The 16,197-nt window shown below is 45.6% G+C and carries 19 protein-coding genes and 1 tRNA gene; 9 read left to right on the forward strand and 11 right to left on the reverse strand.

Translation table 11 applies throughout. From position 1 onward, the window contains the following. Nucleotides 1-2 precede the first annotated feature (2 nt). From ICV32_RS09300 to pth, 6 genes are all read left to right on the forward strand, one after another. Nucleotides 3-1,502 carry an outer membrane lipoprotein LolB gene (locus ICV32_RS09300; RefSeq protein ID WP_215370374.1) on the forward strand — a complete coding sequence of 500 codons (1,500 nt, stop codon included), beginning with the start codon at nt 3-5 and terminating at the stop codon, nt 1,500-1,502. Next, nucleotides 1,495-2,373: a 4-(cytidine 5'-diphospho)-2-C-methyl-D-erythritol kinase gene (gene ispE, locus ICV32_RS09305; RefSeq protein WP_215370377.1), complete on the forward strand. Its 879-nt coding sequence runs from the start codon at nt 1,495-1,497 to the stop codon at nt 2,371-2,373. The genes ICV32_RS09300 and ispE overlap by 8 nt, the downstream gene beginning before the upstream one ends. A 6-nt stretch (nt 2,374-2,379) precedes the next feature. Further along, nucleotides 2,380-2,456 (forward strand) — tRNA-Gln (locus ICV32_RS09310). Between the two features lie 34 nt (nt 2,457-2,490). Further along, nucleotides 2,491-3,444 carry a ribose-phosphate pyrophosphokinase gene (locus tag ICV32_RS09315; RefSeq protein WP_215370380.1) on the forward strand — a complete coding sequence of 318 codons (954 nt, stop codon included), beginning with the start codon at nt 2,491-2,493 and terminating at the stop codon, nt 3,442-3,444. A 104-nt stretch (nt 3,445-3,548) separates the two neighbouring features. Continuing rightward, a complete protein-coding gene (locus ICV32_RS09320; protein WP_215370383.1) occupies nt 3,549-4,202 on the forward strand; it encodes a 50S ribosomal protein L25/general stress protein Ctc in 654 nt (217 codons plus the stop codon). Between the two features lie 99 nt (nt 4,203-4,301). Beyond that, on the forward strand, nt 4,302-4,892 hold the full coding sequence (gene pth, locus ICV32_RS09325; protein ID WP_215370386.1) for an aminoacyl-tRNA hydrolase: 591 nt from the start codon (nt 4,302-4,304) through the stop codon (nt 4,890-4,892). Nucleotides 4,893-4,897: 5 nt separating this feature from the next. On the opposite strand, the gene ICV32_RS09330 is transcribed toward pth, so the two are convergent. Genes ICV32_RS09330 through ICV32_RS09350 form a run of 5 tightly spaced genes read right to left on the reverse strand, consistent with a single transcriptional unit; the run spans nt 4,898 to nt 9,078 of the window. After that, nucleotides 4,898-5,158 carry a YfhL family 4Fe-4S dicluster ferredoxin gene (locus ICV32_RS09330; protein WP_215370389.1) on the reverse strand — a complete coding sequence of 87 codons (261 nt, stop codon included), beginning with the start codon at nt 5,156-5,158 and terminating at the stop codon, nt 4,898-4,900. Between the two features lie 32 nt (nt 5,159-5,190). After that, a complete protein-coding gene (coaD, locus tag ICV32_RS09335) occupies nt 5,191-5,682 on the reverse strand; it encodes a pantetheine-phosphate adenylyltransferase (protein WP_215370392.1) in 492 nt (163 codons plus the stop codon). 34 nt (nt 5,683-5,716) lie between these two features. After that, nucleotides 5,717-6,307 carry a 16S rRNA (guanine(966)-N(2))-methyltransferase RsmD gene (rsmD, locus tag ICV32_RS09340; RefSeq protein WP_215370395.1) on the reverse strand — a complete coding sequence of 197 codons (591 nt, stop codon included), beginning with the start codon at nt 6,305-6,307 and terminating at the stop codon, nt 5,717-5,719. Beyond that, on the reverse strand, nt 6,308-7,648 hold the full coding sequence (locus ICV32_RS09345) for a pitrilysin family protein (protein ID WP_251371850.1): 1,341 nt from the start codon (nt 7,646-7,648) through the stop codon (nt 6,308-6,310). Nucleotides 7,649-7,659: 11 nt separating this feature from the next. Beyond that, nucleotides 7,660-9,078: a pitrilysin family protein gene (locus ICV32_RS09350; protein WP_251371851.1), complete on the reverse strand. Its 1,419-nt coding sequence runs from the start codon at nt 9,076-9,078 to the stop codon at nt 7,660-7,662. Nucleotides 9,079-9,127: 49 nt separating this feature from the next. Between ICV32_RS09350 and ftsY the strand changes: the two genes are divergently transcribed. Both ftsY and rpoH read left to right on the forward strand, forming a co-directional pair. After that, complete coding sequence (ftsY, locus tag ICV32_RS09355; protein WP_215370398.1) at nt 9,128-10,033, forward strand: signal recognition particle-docking protein FtsY; 906 nt, start codon at nt 9,128-9,130, stop codon at nt 10,031-10,033. Between the two features lie 133 nt (nt 10,034-10,166). Beyond that, nucleotides 10,167-11,057: an RNA polymerase sigma factor RpoH gene (gene rpoH / locus ICV32_RS09360; protein WP_251371852.1), complete on the forward strand. Its 891-nt coding sequence runs from the start codon at nt 10,167-10,169 to the stop codon at nt 11,055-11,057. Nucleotides 11,058-11,060: 3 nt separating this feature from the next. Here the strand turns inward: rpoH and ICV32_RS09365 are convergent, their stop codons facing one another. The 5 genes from ICV32_RS09365 to ICV32_RS09385 are packed head-to-tail and all read right to left on the reverse strand — an operon-like array spanning nt 11,061 to nt 15,076. Then, nucleotides 11,061-11,633 (reverse strand): SCO family protein, encoded by a 573-nt coding sequence (locus tag ICV32_RS09365; RefSeq protein ID WP_215370403.1) that lies wholly within the window; start codon nt 11,631-11,633, stop codon nt 11,061-11,063. A gap of 3 nt (nt 11,634-11,636) precedes the next feature. After that, nucleotides 11,637-12,494 (reverse strand): heme o synthase, encoded by an 858-nt coding sequence (cyoE, locus tag ICV32_RS09370; protein ID WP_215372703.1) that lies wholly within the window; start codon nt 12,492-12,494, stop codon nt 11,637-11,639. Between the two features lie 26 nt (nt 12,495-12,520). Further along, nucleotides 12,521-13,645, reverse strand: a complete 1,125-nt coding sequence (locus ICV32_RS09375; RefSeq protein ID WP_251371853.1) for a heme A synthase — start codon at nt 13,643-13,645, stop codon at nt 12,521-12,523. Next, nucleotides 13,642-14,295 carry a hypothetical protein gene (locus tag ICV32_RS09380; RefSeq protein WP_215370405.1) on the reverse strand — a complete coding sequence of 218 codons (654 nt, stop codon included), beginning with the start codon at nt 14,293-14,295 and terminating at the stop codon, nt 13,642-13,644. Before ICV32_RS09380 ends, ICV32_RS09375 begins: the two co-directional genes overlap by 4 nt. 13 nt (nt 14,296-14,308) lie before the next feature. Continuing rightward, nucleotides 14,309-15,076 carry an SURF1 family protein gene (locus ICV32_RS09385; protein WP_215370408.1) on the reverse strand — a complete coding sequence of 256 codons (768 nt, stop codon included), beginning with the start codon at nt 15,074-15,076 and terminating at the stop codon, nt 14,309-14,311. 15 nt (nt 15,077-15,091) lie between these two features. Here ICV32_RS09385 and ICV32_RS09390 point away from each other — a divergent pair, with 15 nt between their 5' ends. Further along, the gene (locus ICV32_RS09390) at nt 15,092-15,301 is read left to right on the forward strand and encodes a twin transmembrane helix small protein (RefSeq protein WP_215370411.1); all 210 of its coding nucleotides are present in this window, start codon (nt 15,092-15,094) and stop codon (nt 15,299-15,301) included. 32 nt (nt 15,302-15,333) lie between these two features. On the opposite strand, the gene ICV32_RS09395 is transcribed toward ICV32_RS09390, so the two are convergent. Further along, on the reverse strand, nt 15,334-16,188 hold the full coding sequence (locus ICV32_RS09395; protein ID WP_215370414.1) for a cytochrome c oxidase subunit 3: 855 nt from the start codon (nt 16,186-16,188) through the stop codon (nt 15,334-15,336). Nucleotides 16,189-16,197 lie beyond the last annotated feature (9 nt).

Below are 16,197 nucleotides of genomic sequence, written 5' to 3' on the forward strand. Positions count from 1 at the left end.
TGATGGGTAACCGATTTACTTTCATTTTGGCAAAACTGCGTCTGAAGCATCTATTGCTTTGGGCTGCTTGGTGCTGCTCTTTGGGTTTTATCCCACTCACTTCAGCACAGACCAAAGGGGCCACGAGTGAGCAGGTGTTTGAAATACTTGCTTCTGAAATTGCTCTACAACGTGGTGAGGCTGGATTGGCCTATCAAACCTACCTGAGTCTGGCACGTCAAACCGCCGATCCCGCCTTAGCTCAACGCGCGATGGAGATTGCAATTGCAGCGAATGCGGCGGATCTTGCTTTAATCGCTGCACAAACTTGGGATGAATTATCAAAGCCTGGTCAAAGTAAGCCTAAAGAAGTATTGGTCACTCTGCTGATGCTCAATCAACGGTGGTCTGATGCTGTTGCACCAGCGATCGCTCTTCTAAAGGGACAAAGCCTTAAAGAGCGTGAACAAATTTTGCAACAGTGGCAGAGCTTATTGAGTCGGGCTCAAGATGAGGGTGCAGCTTTAAACGCGTATTACAGAATTGTTGCGGCCCTGGTTCCGCCCCCTACCAATCCACAAATTTTATATACCTATGCTCTAGCAGCCGAAAAGTCTGGTCAGTTTGAGGTGATGGAAAAAACGTTACGAACCATCATCGAGCGCAATCCAAATGATATTCAAGCACTCAATGCGCTTGGGTACTCCTTGGCCGACCGAAACATCCGACTTAAAAATGCCTATGAGCTTATCCTTAAAGCCCATAACCTGGATCCCAAAGATCCCTTTATTTTAGATAGTTTGGGTTGGGTTAATTTTCGCTTAGGCAATAAAGAACTTGCCTTAAAACAGCTTCAAGACGCATTTCGGATTAAACCTGAGGCAGATATTGCTGCTCATCTTGGCGAAGTGCTGTGGATCCTAAATCGGCCCATTGAAGCAGAGGAAGCTTGGCGACAAGGCGAGCTAATCGATGCGAATAATGCCACCCTCCGGGAGACCTTAAAGCGCCTAAAACCATCTTGGGCAATCTCTATGGATATCGTCGCCAGTCAATGGGATGGTCGTTTTGCAGTGAGAGCAAGTGATCGACCTACTAACAATAATCAAGGCGGATCGGGTAGCTTTACTCTCACCAAAAATGGCTTAAGCGACACCCTAGAAATTCGAGGGCCAATGGGCGGTGCAATTGCCAAAATTACAATTAACCCCGGTGAAGCGATCCTAGAACGGGATGGCAAAAAAGTGAGTGCCATTGATGCAGATACCTTAATTCAGAATACCTTAGGGTTACCACTTCCTGCGCGGGGTTTATCCAATTGGCTCAATGGACAACTACGTGCCGGCAGCCCGGCGCGACTTGAACGTGATAATCAGGGTCAAGTAAAGCGTATCTCCCAAGATGGATGGGATTTGGCCTACGTGTGGAATGAAAGCAAGAAGATCGAGCGCCTCACCATGACCAGAAACACGAATACTGGCTCGATTGATGTGCGCTTAATTTTTGATCAAGTGAATGAGTAATCACCTCGAGCTTCTTGCTCCAGCCAAAATTAATTTATTTCTTCATGTAACCGGTCGACGTCCAAACGGATATCACGAACTTCAATCCGTGTTTCAGTTGGTAGATTGGTGTGATCGATTGTGTTTTAGTACGACCGATCGAGACACAATTATTCGACATGGCGGCGACCCAACTGTTCCCCCTGAAAAAGATTTGGTCGTGCGTGCTGCCCAATTACTGAAAAGCCACACGAACTATCCATACGGAGTTGAAATTCATCTTAAAAAAAATATTCCGATTGGGGCAGGCTTAGGTGGAGGATCATCCGATGCGGCCACCGTGTTGATTGCTTTGAACCAACTCTGGAATCTTCATCTCCCTAAAACTGAATTGAGTGAACTTGGATTGCAGTTAGGTGCCGATGTGCCATTCTTTTTATTTGGTCACAATGCATTTGTACAGGGAATTGGCGAGCAACTTGAATGCATTGATTTACCAAATCAAGAGTTCCTAATTATTTTTCCAGGACACTCCGTGTCAACCCAAACCGTCTTTCAATCCGATCAATTGACCCGAAATCATGCTCCGATTACAATAGTAGACTTTCTCGCAAATACTGGTGATGTTGGGCAATTCACAAACGACCTACAACCAGTGGCTTGTGAGCTCTGCCCTGAAGTAAATCGAGCATTAAATTGGTTAGCTCAAACGCTCCCAGATGCTACTCGTCGAATGTCTGGATCGGGTAGTAGTGTGTTTGCCGTCCTACCAGAATCGATCAAGCGATACGATCTGGAACAAAAGATGCTCAATCTTCCCTCAGGGTGGGTGGGTCGGCTTGTTCGGGGACTAAAACAAAATCCCGCTTACAATTCGGTTTTATCAGTATGAGGCAGTAGGGGAGTCGCCAAGTTGGTCAAGGCACCGGATTTTGATTCCGGCATGCGAGGGTTCGAGTCCTTCCTCCCCTGCCACTGTTATGCTGGTTAACCAATACTAGTTAAGACCATGAACTCTGACGCGCTCACCATCTTCACTGGCAACGCCAATCCCACCCTTGCAGAGGCAGTTGCTAGCCAGATGCAATTACAGCTCGGAAAGGCCTTTGTTGGTCGGTTTTCTGATGGTGAGATCCAGGTTGAAATCCAGGAAAATGTTCGCGGCAAGAATGTCGTTGTAATCCAGTCGACCTGTGATCCCACCAACGACAACCTGATGGAACTCATGATCATGATTGATGCCCTTAAAAGGGCATCAGCCAACCGAATTACCGCTGTTATTCCCTACTTTGGCTATGCTCGCCAAGACCGCCGTCCACGCTCTGCACGGGTTGCGATTTCAGCCAGAATTGTCGCCAATATGCTGCAATCCGTTGCTGGCGTAGAACGCGTGCTCACCATGGACTTGCATGCAGACCAGATCCAAGGATTTTTTGATATCCCAGTCGATAATATCTATGCATCTCCCGTTCTTTTAGGGGATCTACGAGCAAAAAATCAGCCCGACCTCACGGTGGTATCCCCCGACATTGGCGGTGTGGTACGCGCTAGAGCCTTTGCTAAGCAATTAAGCTGTGATTTGGCAATTATTGATAAACGTAGACCAAAGCCCAACGTCTCTGAAGTAATGCATTTAATTGGTGAGGTGGAAAACCGCCACTGCGTCATCATGGACGACATTATTGACACAGGCGGCACCCTCTGTAAGGCGGCTGAGGTTCTTAAAGAACGCGGCGCTAAGAGCGTTACAGCCTATTGCACCCATCCAGTTCTGTCCGGTGGCGCTGCCGCCCGTATTGCAGAATCTGAAATTGATGAGTTAGTGGTTACTGACACAATTCCACTAAATCAAGATACAAAATCAGTCAATAAAATCAGGCAGTTAAGTGTTGCTCCTCTCCTCGCAGAGACCATTTTGCGAATCACCAAAGGCGATTCTGTGATGTCGCTTTTTGCTGAATAGCTACGTAAGCAACTGATTCCTACCGAATTTTTACTCTTTCAAGCTATAATTTAAGGCTTTCCGTTTGGTCGCGGACGGAAATTAACCCTTAATTTGGAGTCATCATGAAAGTAGTTGCATTTGAACGTAGCGTACAGGGCACTGGTGCGAGCCGCCGCCTGCGCAATTCTGGGAAAACCCCCGGAATTATCTATGGCGGAAAGCAAGAATCTCCCTGCGCAATCGAGTTAGACCACAACGCTTTATTTCACGCTTTGCGGAAAGAAGCTTTTCACTCATCCATTTTGGATATCGAATTAAACGGTAAATCACAAAAAGCCTTATTGCGTGATTACCAGATGCATCCATTTAAACCATTGGTTTTGCACGTTGATTTCCAACGCGTATCGGCCACTGAGAAAATTCATATGCGCGTTCCCCTGCATTTCAAGGGCGCCGAAGAATCAGAGGCAGTCAAGTTTGGTGGCGCTGTTGTCAGCCACGTTGCCAATGAAATCGAAATCACATGCTTACCAGGCGATCTTCCTGAATTCTTGGAAGTTGATCTTAGCAAAATCGTTGTCGGCCAATCGATTCATGCCAAAGAAGTTACTCTGCCCAAAGGCGTGAGCTTAGTTCTTCATGTAGAGCAAGAAAATCCGGTGATTGCGAATGCTCGTATACCAGCCGTTAAAGCGGAACCCGAAGCAGCCGCAGCCGAAGCTGCACCAGCTGCTGAGGCCGCCGCTCCAGCTGCTGATAAAGAAGCAAAAAGCTAAATCGTTTCACTCCCAGAAAAACCCGCTACATGCGGGTTTTTTATTGCCCAATTGAAGTCGTTTATAGTTGGATCACCTAGCTTCAATCTACTGATAAAAATGATTCGTTTAATTGTTGGACTTGGAAATCCTGGATCAAAGCATGAGGCCGATCGTCATAATGCAGGATTTTGGTTTGTCGACCGTCTTGCGGCTCAATGCAAACAATCTCTTCAAGCTGAAAAGCGATTTAATGGTCGGATCGCAAAAATCCAAATTAAGGGTCATGATATTTACTTACTAGAGCCAGATACCTTCATGAATCTTAGCGGTGAAGCGGTGGGTCCCTTGTGTCGCTTTCATAAGATCGGGGCCAACGAGGTTCTGGTGGTTCATGATGAGCTCGACCTCAAACCTGGAACAGCTCGTCTTAAGCAAGGCGGGGGTAATGGCGGTCATAACGGCCTTAAAGATATCCAACAGCATTTATCAAGCCCTCAATTTTGGCGGCTTCGTTTTGGGATTGGTCACCCACGCGATCTACCCGGAAATCTAGCAAAAATGGATGTTGCCGACTACGTACTGAAAAAACCAAGTTCAGAAGAGCAAGATAAGTTAGATGCAGCCATCACGAAGGCAATTGGTATTCTGCCCCTCCTTCTTGAGGGAAATACGCAAGATGCCATCCAGATTCTGCACGGCCCAAATTAAATGATTTAGTTTGTCTGTTTGAGGTTGCTCAAGAGTTTATATTTTTCGAGTAATTGCTCTTGCGTTTCGGAATAATTGGGATTGAGTGGAATGCAATCGACTGGGCATACCTGACGGCATTGCGGGGCATCAAAATGCCCAACGCACTCGGTGCATTTATTGGGATCGATTTCATAAATCTCAATCCCCATATAAATCGCATCGTTTGGGCATTCTGGTTCACAGACATCGCAATTAATGCATTCGTCTGTAATCATTAATGCCATATTAATATCCTCATAAGAATGATCAGAGTAGCTTAAGTGGATTTAATTTGCGCATTCTTCTTGTGCAACCATTTTTCCACTGAGGGAAAAACAAACTTACTCACATCGCCGCCCATGAGTGCAATTTCACGGACAAACGTACCAGAAATGAATTGATACTGATCCGATGGGGTCAAGAATAAAGTCTCCACATCTGGCAGTAAGTACCGATTCATACCGGCCATCTGAAACTCATACTCAAAATCCGATACAGCACGCAGGCCACGAACAATCACGCGAGCAGAATGCTCTCGAGCAAAGTCTTTCAATAACCCAGAAAATCCAGCAATCTCAACGTTTGGGTAATGACTCAAGACCTCTTTGGCAATTTCAATGCGTTCTTCGAGTGTAAAGATAGGACGCTTATTTTTACTATCGGCCACACCAACAATCAGCTTGGTGAAAATACTCGAAGCACGCCGAACCAAATCCTCATGGCCGCGGGTAAATGGATCAAAGGTTCCTGGATAGACAGCAACGGTCATGAAGACCCCCTTATTAGTAGAGATAAACAGGAGTTTAGCTCGAACTGCGGCGAAACAATACCGCTTTTACTTGAGCCGTTTCCATCGATTTAATCAGGGTCCAATTAGGCAATAAGGTGCTCAAATCCCTTAGATCGAAGTCATTAGGGCACTCAATATAAATTCCGCCCCGCCCTTGGTCGTCGCATACACGGCCCGCTTCTTGTGCTGCACTAAGCAGCAAGTTTGGCTGATTAAATGGGGGGTCCAAAAAAATCAACTGGGCCGACCGATCATCAGCACGCTGTAAATAAGAAATCCCATCCCCGTGAATGATTTTTACTTCCCCATGAATTGGATAAGAATTAAGAAGCTGGTGCTGTATCAATAGCTGGTTATGGATTCGTTTATCTTTTTCAATCATTACTGCCTCATCAGCCGATCGAGAAGCAGTCTCAAAACCCAAAGCACCAGAACCAGCAAATACGTCAATCGCTTTTAGGCCACTAAGGTCAGGGCCCAACCAATTAAATAGCGTTTCACGAACCCGATCAGAGCTCGGGCGCAAATCCTGTTGATCTAAAACCTGAATCTGCCGGCTACGCCATACACCGCCAATAATCCGAATTCGATGGCTAAGTGCCAATTATGGTGCGCTCCCAACAAGAACACTGATCATTCTGCGCATATCTAAATGACGTTTGAATGCATTGCGTACATCGTCTTTTTTTACGGCCGCAACGTGTTGTGTCCAAATATCGAGGGTATTAAGTGGCAACTGATTCCAGGTAATTGCCGAAAGGTTATCAAGTAATTTGCGATTACTATCGAGTCGCAATGGATAGCCATTGATTAAATTTGCTTTTGCGGCCGCTAATTCTGCTTCGCTTGGGCCATCTTCAATAAAGCGTGCAACCGTTTCTTGCAACACTTTTAGGGCTTGATCCGCTTGATCATTACGAGTTTGCAAACCTGCCTCAAACGTTCCAGTATCACGCCCAGGCTGAAAATAACTAAACACACTATAAGCAAATCCACGCTTATCCCGAACCTCACCAACCAAGCGAGATACAAAACCGCCACCGCCCAATACATAATTTCCAACGAGTAGCGGGAAATAGTCAGGGTTATCGCGCGGGATGGCAGTCATGCCCATTGCAATGTGGGTTTGTTGGGTTTGAAAAGGAATACGTATTACACGCTGTGATTCAGGTTCAATCGGGGAGCGCTCTAATGGTGGCAAAACAGGAATGGTTGATCCCTTAGCGGGAAGTGCCCCGATAATTTGCTCCGCAATTTGTTTCGCTCCGGCGTGATCAATGTTCCCTACCAGGTTTACGATCACTCGATCTTGGCGATAGAAGTCTTGATGAAATCGCTTGAGGTCACCCTCCTGTATCGCTGCAATCGATTCAATACTCGGAGATCGTGCTAAGGGGTAATTTCCAAATACTGTTTGGCGAAACCGTTTTTGGAGCACTACCTCTGGTTTTGTATCGCCTTCCTGTATTGCTGAGCTAACGCGTTGCTTTTCACGCACCAGAATCGATTGATCAAAGATGGGTTTGGAAACACTAGCCACCAATAGTTGAAGTAATGGGTTAAATAATTCCGGCTTACTCAATGACCGGGCACGCACGATGGTTCTTTCACCCGAGGCTGACGCACTAATACTAGCCCCCAACTCGGCAATCGCATCGGCCTGTTGAGCCTCATTTAGAGTGCTGCCCTGCCATGAAATTCCGCGAGTCAACATTGCGGCGGTCAGTGCTGCTAAACCACTTTGATTTTTTGGGTCATATCGGCTTCCAGCATCGATACTAATTTCAATATCGATCATGGGTAAAGCATTGGTCTGGATCAAATACGCTTTCGTACCATTGCTCAACGAAATCTCTTGGATTGGTAATACTGCGTAGGCCTGAGCTGCCAACAGCATAGCAATCGAGCTAACCAAGCCTTTGCAGAAGATATGAATACGATGCATGGTCTTCCCTTTTAATGACGCAAACTACTTGACATGCCACGCGGCTTTGCAAGCATTGAACGCGGCTGGGGATCTAGGGTCACGATGGTTAAACCATCGTTAATAAAATGTGTCTTAATTGCCTGTTGGATTTGATTGGATTGAATCAACTGAATTCGCTCAATCATGCGATCTAAATCGCGCCAGGAGACTCCGGCCATTTCTGAGCTTCCAATCTCCATGGCTTGAGCAAAAATGGAGTCGCGTTTATAGATTTGTGAAGCAAGCAACTGTGCCTTTATGCGCTTTAGCTCGGCCTCAGTTACCCCTTGGTTTGCAATATCTTGCAAGGTCTGCAAAATGCCTTTTTCCAAATTCTGAACCGTTTGACCCTTAGCCGCCGTTGCACCAATCTCAAATAGCTCTGGTCCGCGACTAGTTAGTTCATAGCTTACCCTGGCACTATTTGCAAGACGTTGATTACGAACTAACTCTCGATTTAATCGCGAGTTATCGTGACCACTTAGAACGGCAGACAAAACGAGCAAGGTATAAGGATCTACTTCATCCATTTTTTTTGGATCCAGTTTGGGAACTTTCCATGCCATCATGATTTGAGGACTCTCAGCTGGCGCCTTCAAAACTGCGCGCTTTTCCCCTTTTTGTTCAGGCTCCACCTGTGGCTTACGCTCTGGCAGTTTTTTTGCCTGAATTGGTCCATAGTACTTTTCAACCAATGCTTTCACTGCCAGTGGATTAACATCGCCTGCTACAACAACCACTGCATTATTGGGTGCATACCAGTCGTGATACCATTGCCGCGTATCAGCGGGCTTCATATTCTGTAAATCACTCATCCAACCAATAATGGGGTGGCGATAGGGGGAGCTAATAAATGCGGTTGCCATCAGTAATTCGCGCATCAAACTCGTTGGATTATCCTCAGTTCGTAAGCGTCGCTCCTCCATGACTACTTGCAGCTCTCGCCCGAACTCCTCATCAGAAAATTGAACATTGGCCATTCGATCGGCTTCAAGCCTCATCACCTCTTCCAGCTTTGATTTCTCAATCTGCTGAAAATATCCTGTGAAATCTCGGGCTGTAAATGCATTCTCGCGTCCACCGACTGCAGCAACCATCCGTGAGAACTCACCTGATTTCACTTTTTTAGTTCCCTTAAACATCATGTGTTCAAGAACATGGGCAACGCCTGTTTTACCATTCACCTCATCCATCGATCCTGCGCGATACCACACCATATGAACGACTGTGGGTGCACGATGATCTTCACGAACGATCAAACGTAATCCGTTCTTGAGTTGATACTCATGCGTATCCGTTTGGGCAGAAAATGCATTCCCTGAATCGAGCAAACAGAGAGCAGCTAAGGCACTCAATGCCCTGGCCATAATTTTTGCTGCTGGATTGCTAAACTGTAACTTCGCTATCATGGTTGCATGGTTTGACTAGTTAAGATGACTCTTTTGGATTGTATCGACAATGTTTGGTTTGCGTAAAACACTTAGTTCACTTTTTACTCGTCACCGTGTTGATGAGGCCTGGTTTGACCATTTAGAAGAATTACTAATTAAAGCCGATGTTGGGGTTGCGACATCGACATTCCTAATCACTAGTCTACGCAAATCTGCAAAAGAACATGCCATTACAAATTCTGAGGATTTAAAAGCCGTTCTTGTAAGTGAACTAAGCCATCACTTGAGCGACTTGGAGCCCCCTGAAAACCCCCTAAATCCCTCTGCGATCCATGCAAAGCCTGAAGTTTGGCTGATCGTAGGGGTCAATGGTGCTGGCAAAACCACATCAATTGGAAAACTATGTCACCACTTCCAAGCTCAAGGAAAATCGGTACTGCTTGCTGCGGGTGATACATTTCGAGCAGCGGCTCGCAATCAACTCAAAGAATGGGGTGAGCGCAATCAAGTACAAGTACTTAGTCAAGAAAGCGGCGATGCGGGCGCTATTGCACATGATGCAATCCAGGCTGCGCTATCAAGGCAAGTGGATATCGTATTAATTGATACGGCTGGTCGACTGGCCACTCAGACTAACCTCATGGAAGAATTAAAGAAGGTTAAGCGAGTCATTTCGAAGTTGATTCCGGATGCCCCACATCAAATGGTGTTGGTCCTTGATGGAAATACAGGACAAAATGGAATTGCCCAAGTTTTGGCCTTTCGGAACGCGATAGGACTGCACGGTTTAATCGTTACTAAATTAGATGGCACCGCTAAGGGCGGGGTAATTTGTGCGCTTCGCAACGAATTAGAAAACGCCCCCAAAAACCAGGGTCCTAAAACCTATGTCTACGCCCTTGGCAAGGGTGAGCAATTAGGTGATTTGGAGCTCTTTTCAGCCCAAGCCTATGCTAAAGAGCTCGTAGAATAGTCATATAAATCAAGTATTTATAGTTTATTAGCGTAATTAGCACTCTATTGACATGAGTGCTAAAATGTATTTATCTAAACTCAAATTAATCAATTCAATGATGACTTTGAAAACTATGACGAATACACAAAAAATGGGTACCTCTAGCATCGCACTTGCAATGCCGGCACTACCTGCTCTTGGGGTCGGCACGATTGATGCGTACTTAGCACACATTAACCGCTTGCCGATGTTAAGTGCTGCCCAGGAATATACCTTGGCGCAAGAATATCGCCGCTCTGAAAATTTAGATGCTGCACGTCAGTTGGTTTTATCGCACTTACGACTTGTAGCATCAGTTGCTCGTCAGTACCTTGGTTATGGAATTCCACATGCCGACCTCATCCAGGAAGGTAACATTGGTCTAATGAAAGCGGTTAAGCGCTATGATCCCAATCAAGGGGTACGACTCGTTTCATACGCAATTCATTGGATCAAAGCAGAAATCCACGAGTACATCTTAAAAAACTGGCGCTTGGTCAAGGTGGCAACTACCAAAGCTCAGCGTAAGCTTTTTTTCAACCTACGAAGCAATAAACTGTCGGCCAATGCTTTGAGCAATGATGAAATTGAATCATTGGCAAAGGCGCTTGATGTTCGTGGTGCCGATGTAAAAGAAATGGAAATTCGTCTTGCGGGGGGTGATATCTCAATCGAGGGCGATAGCGATGATGAAGAAAGCTTTGCTCCCATTCAATGGCTTACTGATGAGAGTCAAGAGCCAACTGCTGTTCTTGAGCAAAATGAAACGTATTCTTTGCAAGGCCCAAAACTGATGCAAGCACTTCATGCCTTAGATGAGCGAAGTCGTGCCATCGTTGAAAGCCGTTGGTTAGCAGTTAATGCGGAGGGGCAGGGTGGTAAAACTTTGCATGATCTTGCCAAGGAGTATGGCATCTCCGCTGAACGTGTCCGTCAAATTGAGGTTGCAGCTTTTAAAAAGCTGCGTAGCCTCCTAAAAGACGAAAATCTCACGCTCCACTAAAACTTATTGAAGCAGTATCTTTAAGTCATGGGCAATGGGTTGTGCACCCTGCCCATGCTTAATATATAGGCGTAAATTACCGCTAGGATCAAAAACATAACTCCCGGCTGTATGATCCATCGTATAGTTTTTAGGGTTGCTACCAGGAACCTTGTTGTAATACATCTTAAAATCCTTTGCGAGCTTAGCGAGAGCCTCATCATTGGCGGGGCGTAAGCCTATAAATCGAGGATCAAATGCTGGGGGATATTGCGCCATTAACTCTGCAGTATCTCGTTGGGGATCAACGGTAATAAAGATCACTTGCACCTGATCGGATAAGGGGCCTAAGGCTTTCATGACCTCTTGCATTTCAATCAATGTTGCCGGGCAAACATCTGGGCAGTGGGTGTAGCCAAAGAAAATCAATACCGCTTTGCCTTTGAAATCAGCCATTGTTTTCACCTGACCGTTTGGATCCAAAAGCTCAAAATTAGAGCCAAACGATTTGCTGCCGGTAATATCAACGTTCTTAAAGCTAGGCTTTGAACAAGCAGCTAATAAAAATACGGCAAATAAAAGAACAATTTTTTTCATGGGCTATAAATAATGGTCAATCAAGATGGCAGCAAACAAAAGCGCCAAATAACTAATGGAATACTTAAAGGTCTTGCGGGCTAATTGATCGCTATAGTCTTTGTATAGACGAATGGCATAGATCACAAAAATACCGCTAAGTATCAGAGCACAAATTAAATAAAACAAGCCACTCATTCCGTAGACATAAGGAAGAATCGATGCCGCTAATAAAATTAACGTATAGAGCAAGATATTCAATAAGGTAAAACGCTCGCCATGGGTTACTGGCAGCATTGGTAAGCCTGCTTGAACGTAATCTTCACGGCGGTACAGTGCCAATGCCCAAAAATGCGGCGGTGTCCACACAAAAATAATTAAGACCAATAACCATGCCTCCGCCGATAGTTGATTGGTAACGGCAACCCAACCTAAAGCCGGCGGCATGGCACCTGAGAGCCCGCCGATCACAATATTTTGAGGTGTTGCTGGCTTTAAGAACCAGGTATAAATGACAGCGTAGCCAACAAATGTTGCAAAGGTAAGCCACATCGTTAGTGGATTGGTATAAATCCACAAAACTGCCATACCCGCGGCCCCCAAGATACAAGAGAAAATAATAATTTGCCACGGGGTAATCTCACCGGTTGCAGAAGGGCGCCATGCGGTGCGGCGCATTTTGGCATCAACCGCCTGTTCAATCAAACAGTTCACTGCAAATGCTGCGCCTGCTAGCAACCAAATACCAATCGAGCCGCCAATGAGGACCGACCAAGAAACCATCCCCGGCGTCGCCAGAAACATACCAATAATTGCGCAAAACACAGCAAGCTGAGTGACTCTTGGCTTTGTTAGCACCCAATACTGTCTCCAGCGAGGCATTGGGGGGCGGACAAAATCAGTATTGCTCACACAGACCCTTGTTGTAACGATTTGCTGGATAAAAAATAACTGTTACTCCAAGCACTCAAACGCACTAAGCAAAATAAGATAGCTGCGGCACCGCCGGTATGTAATAGCGCGGCAACTAATGGCCATTGAAATACGACATTAGATATACCGGTTGCAATTTGCAATGCTAATAATGCGATGATTGCTTTACCCCAAAATTGAACTTTAGACTCTGGGTAACGAACTGCTTTTACAGCGACGAATAACAAAACTGCCGAAGCAATAATTGCACCAACGCGATGGGTCCAATGAATGGTAACCAATGCTGCCATTGGAATAATTCCACCTGATTTAGCCTCACCTAAATCGCGCCATAAGAAAAATGCATTTTGCCAATCCATGTTGGGATACCAAGTACCCATACAGGTTGGGAAATCAGGACAAGCCAAAACGGCATAGTTAGTACTAACCCATGCTCCTAGAAAAATTTGTCCAAAGAGGGCTAAGATGGCAATGAGTACAAGGCCGCCAGATAGGCTTGAGATCGTCTTGGAATCATTTAAATGATGTAGATCATTGCGCTGCGCGAACCACACCATGCTGGCAAATAACACCAATGCCAGGATCAGATGCATGCTCACAATTATTGGCTGAAGTTTCAGGGTGACAGTCCAAGCCCCGAATGCGCCTTGTAAGCACACCAATACCAGCAAAAACAAACTACCCCTAATTGCTAAAGAGCGTCTTGGATTTGGCTGCTTAAATGCCGCAATCACTTGGATGATGATTAAAAAGCCAACGCTCATCGCTAAATAGCGATGAATCATTTCAACCCAGGCTTTAAATACTGTCACCGGGCCCGTTGGCATTGCAGCCTCCGCCGCACGTATCTCTTCAATTGCACGAAAAGGATTGGATGTACCATAGCAACCTGGCCAATCCGGACATCCCAGACCCGAATCACTTAAGCGGGTAAACGCACCAAACAAAATGAGATCAAAGGTCAAAAATACGATGGTCCAGTTGAGCTTTTGAAATAAGCCCATTCCTTTTTTAAAATAAAGAAATGCCAATGGTAAGCCAGCAATTAGGAGAGCAATTCCAGCAAGCTCCAAGACCATCAGAGCCGTTTCAGACATCATATCTTCTCACCCTTACGATTTAACTTTAGAAGACGCTCAATATCTTTACGGATCTTCACAAAGTCATTCGAGCTAGTCTTGTCTGGAAAGACCATCATCTTCTCGCCACTTGGATCGATTAGAGCAATTCCTTGGCCTAGATTTTGAGTGTTCAGCCATGCTTGCCAAGCTGCTTCTTTTTTAGGATCTGGAGCAGGAATAATGTAAAACCCTGCATTCTCTTGATCATAGGCTTTCTGAATATCGACTTCAACAGGCCCACGATCACTCACAACCCAAACTAATTGCAAACGATTTTTATGTTTTCCTAGCGCCAACCGAACCTGACGCATTAGATACAAAACCTCAACGCACGCATCGTTACCTTTTTTACATTCACTCGCAGGCCTTGCCACCATGAGGGTCCACTTACCATTGAATGGAATTTCAAACCAAGTTGGATTAATTGGCTGTGGGGGTACAACCAAAGTGCCATAGTTAGTTTTTCCACCTTCAGGCTTAAAAACGTAATAGGCCAAATACGATGCGATGACTGGGGCTGCACATGCTAATAAAACCAATATCATCTGAATCCGACCGCGACGGGTTCGGGCATCCAGCGCTTTTTTATCAAGCTGACTTGCTGGAATTAATAAATCTTGATCACTCACCGTCACATAACCCCTATGAACTCGATTTACCTTGGTTGCGATATCGCATAAATCCAGTTGTAAACCAAAATGCTAGCGCTGCCGCGCCCAAAGAAAACCATTGGAAAGCATAAGCATAATGGCGATCGACTCCCGTCGTTGCAACAGGCCAAATTCGTGATAATCCATCAACCGCATCCGGGTCATTTTGACGAATGATGAAGGGGGATTGAGAATACGTGAATCGGCTTGCCTCATAGGTCAAATCTAAATTTTGCTGAATCCGAGGTTTGCGCTCGCTATTGGGCTGGTTACCAAGCTCTAATACCTTTCCTGGACCCGATAATGCAATACCCTCAATCATTACCGAACCCTCTGGAGTTTTAATACTTGGCAATATCAATCGATCCTGATTGTTTCTGGGAGCCCAGCCTCGATTGACCCAAACAATCCGTTTCTCTTGACCGTCGAGTAAAAATGGCATCAGCACATAGAAACCCGATTGGGTCTGTCCTGCTTGCGGTTTTGGGTTCGGTCGATTATCAAGCCAAATTACCTCATTGACTAAAAAGCGGCCTCGGGCCCGCACTGGTCTGAACTGAGTCTCAAGAAGGGTCCAATTTTTGGCATTCAGATCAATTTGCTCTCGATCTGCCATAGCCGTAATTTGGTTAGCGAGGATTATTTTCTGGTCGGCACGACTAAGCTGCCAGCGACCCGCTAAAACGCCAATTGCCAGAACTACCAACATTGCAACCGTTGCGACTCTTCGCTCTACAATAAGAACTCGAAATAAACTCAAGGGTTCGTTACCAATATGAAATGGCTAATTGTTTTTATTCTGTTGGTCATCATTGCTAGTCTTGGATCAGCCCTCTACTTCATGATGAAAGACAAGGGCAATAGTTCCAGAATGGTTCACTCGCTGATGCTCAGAATTGGTTTATCGATTGCACTATTCATTGGCATTTGGATTGCCCATTACTTTGGACTCATTGAGTCCACTGGCCTGAAAGTACCTCAATAAGCAGCAACGATGGTTGCTGCGTATTACTACCATTACATCCAATAAACGACGATGTAGAGACCTAGCCAGACGACGTCAACGAAGTGCCAATACCATGCGGCGCCTTCAAAACCAAAATGATTCTCAGCAGTGAAATCGCCACGAATCATGCGTCGCAAAACAATGGTCAACATCAAGCCGCCCAAAAATACATGGAATCCATGGAAACCCGTCAACATAAAGAAAGTTGAACCATAAATGCCAGAAGTAAGCTTCAGGTTTAAGTCGCTATAAGCATGGATATACTCGTAGGCCTGGAAACCCAAGAAAATAAGACCCAAAGAAACGGTGGCAAATAAACCATAAATGGCATGCTGACGATTTCCCTCGCGCAAAGCATGATGCGCCCATGTCACCGTCACCCCTGAACTTAGTAGCAACAGGGTATTAATCGTTGGAATCGGCCAAGGACCAATCGTGCTAAATTTTTCCACTAAATTTGCCGGACCAACAGTAGGCCACGATGCCACAAAATCAGGCCATAAAAGTTTGTTATCTACGTCACTAAGCCAAGGTACGGTAATACTGCGGGCGTAAAAAAGCGCAGCAAAGAAAGCTGCAAAAAACATGATCTCAGAAAAGATGAACCAGCTCATCGACCAGCGATAAGACACATCCACATTCACACCGTTTTTACCGGTATTGGACTCGGAGATTGCAGTACCAAACCAACCATAAAGCACAAACAGTACATAAATGACGGCCGCCAAGACCAGCGGTCCTCCCCATGACAGGCCATTCACCCAAGCCGACATACCGCCACCAAATCCAAGCAGGCCAATGCTTGCGAGGACAGGGTATTTTGAGGGGGCCGGAACAAAGTAATACGGTGTGGAGTTTAATGACATCGCGCTCTT

The organism is Polynucleobacter sp. MWH-UH24A, assembly GCF_018687475.1.
Classification (GTDB): Bacteria; Pseudomonadota; Gammaproteobacteria; order Burkholderiales; family Burkholderiaceae; genus Polynucleobacter.

What these genes read in the sequence shown, in the direction of transcription:
- ICV32_RS09300 (WP_215370374.1), top strand. Translation starts at nt 3, where the DNA reads ATGGGTAACCGATTTACTTTCATTTTGGCAAAACTGCGTCTGAAGCAT.
- ispE (WP_215370377.1), top strand. Translation starts at nt 1,495, where the DNA reads ATGAGTAATCACCTCGAGCTTCTTGCTCCAGCCAAAATTAATTTATTT.
- ICV32_RS09315 (WP_215370380.1), top strand. Translation starts at nt 2,491, where the DNA reads ATGAACTCTGACGCGCTCACCATCTTCACTGGCAACGCCAATCCCACC.
- ICV32_RS09320 (WP_215370383.1), top strand. Translation starts at nt 3,549, where the DNA reads ATGAAAGTAGTTGCATTTGAACGTAGCGTACAGGGCACTGGTGCGAGC.
- pth (WP_215370386.1), top strand. Translation starts at nt 4,302, where the DNA reads ATGATTCGTTTAATTGTTGGACTTGGAAATCCTGGATCAAAGCATGAG.
- ICV32_RS09330 (WP_215370389.1), bottom strand. Translation starts at nt 5,158, where the DNA reads ATGGCATTAATGATTACAGACGAATGCATTAATTGCGATGTCTGTGAA.
- coaD (WP_215370392.1), bottom strand. Translation starts at nt 5,682, where the DNA reads ATGACCGTTGCTGTCTATCCAGGAACCTTTGATCCATTTACCCGCGGC.
- ICV32_RS09345 (WP_251371850.1), bottom strand. Translation starts at nt 7,648, where the DNA reads ATGCATCGTATTCATATCTTCTGCAAAGGCTTGGTTAGCTCGATTGCT.
- ICV32_RS09350 (WP_251371851.1), bottom strand. Translation starts at nt 9,078, where the DNA reads ATGATAGCGAAGTTACAGTTTAGCAATCCAGCAGCAAAAATTATGGCC.
- ftsY (WP_215370398.1), top strand. Translation starts at nt 9,128, where the DNA reads ATGTTTGGTTTGCGTAAAACACTTAGTTCACTTTTTACTCGTCACCGT.
- rpoH (WP_251371852.1), top strand. Translation starts at nt 10,167, where the DNA reads ATGGGTACCTCTAGCATCGCACTTGCAATGCCGGCACTACCTGCTCTT.
- ICV32_RS09365 (WP_215370403.1), bottom strand. Translation starts at nt 11,633, where the DNA reads ATGAAAAAAATTGTTCTTTTATTTGCCGTATTTTTATTAGCTGCTTGT.
- cyoE (WP_215372703.1), bottom strand. Translation starts at nt 12,494, where the DNA reads ATGCCTCGCTGGAGACAGTATTGGGTGCTAACAAAGCCAAGAGTCACT.
- ICV32_RS09375 (WP_251371853.1), bottom strand. Translation starts at nt 13,645, where the DNA reads ATGATGTCTGAAACGGCTCTGATGGTCTTGGAGCTTGCTGGAATTGCT.
- ICV32_RS09390 (WP_215370411.1), top strand. Translation starts at nt 15,092, where the DNA reads ATGAAATGGCTAATTGTTTTTATTCTGTTGGTCATCATTGCTAGTCTT.
- ICV32_RS09395 (WP_215370414.1), bottom strand. Translation starts at nt 16,188, where the DNA reads ATGTCATTAAACTCCACACCGTATTACTTTGTTCCGGCCCCCTCAAAA.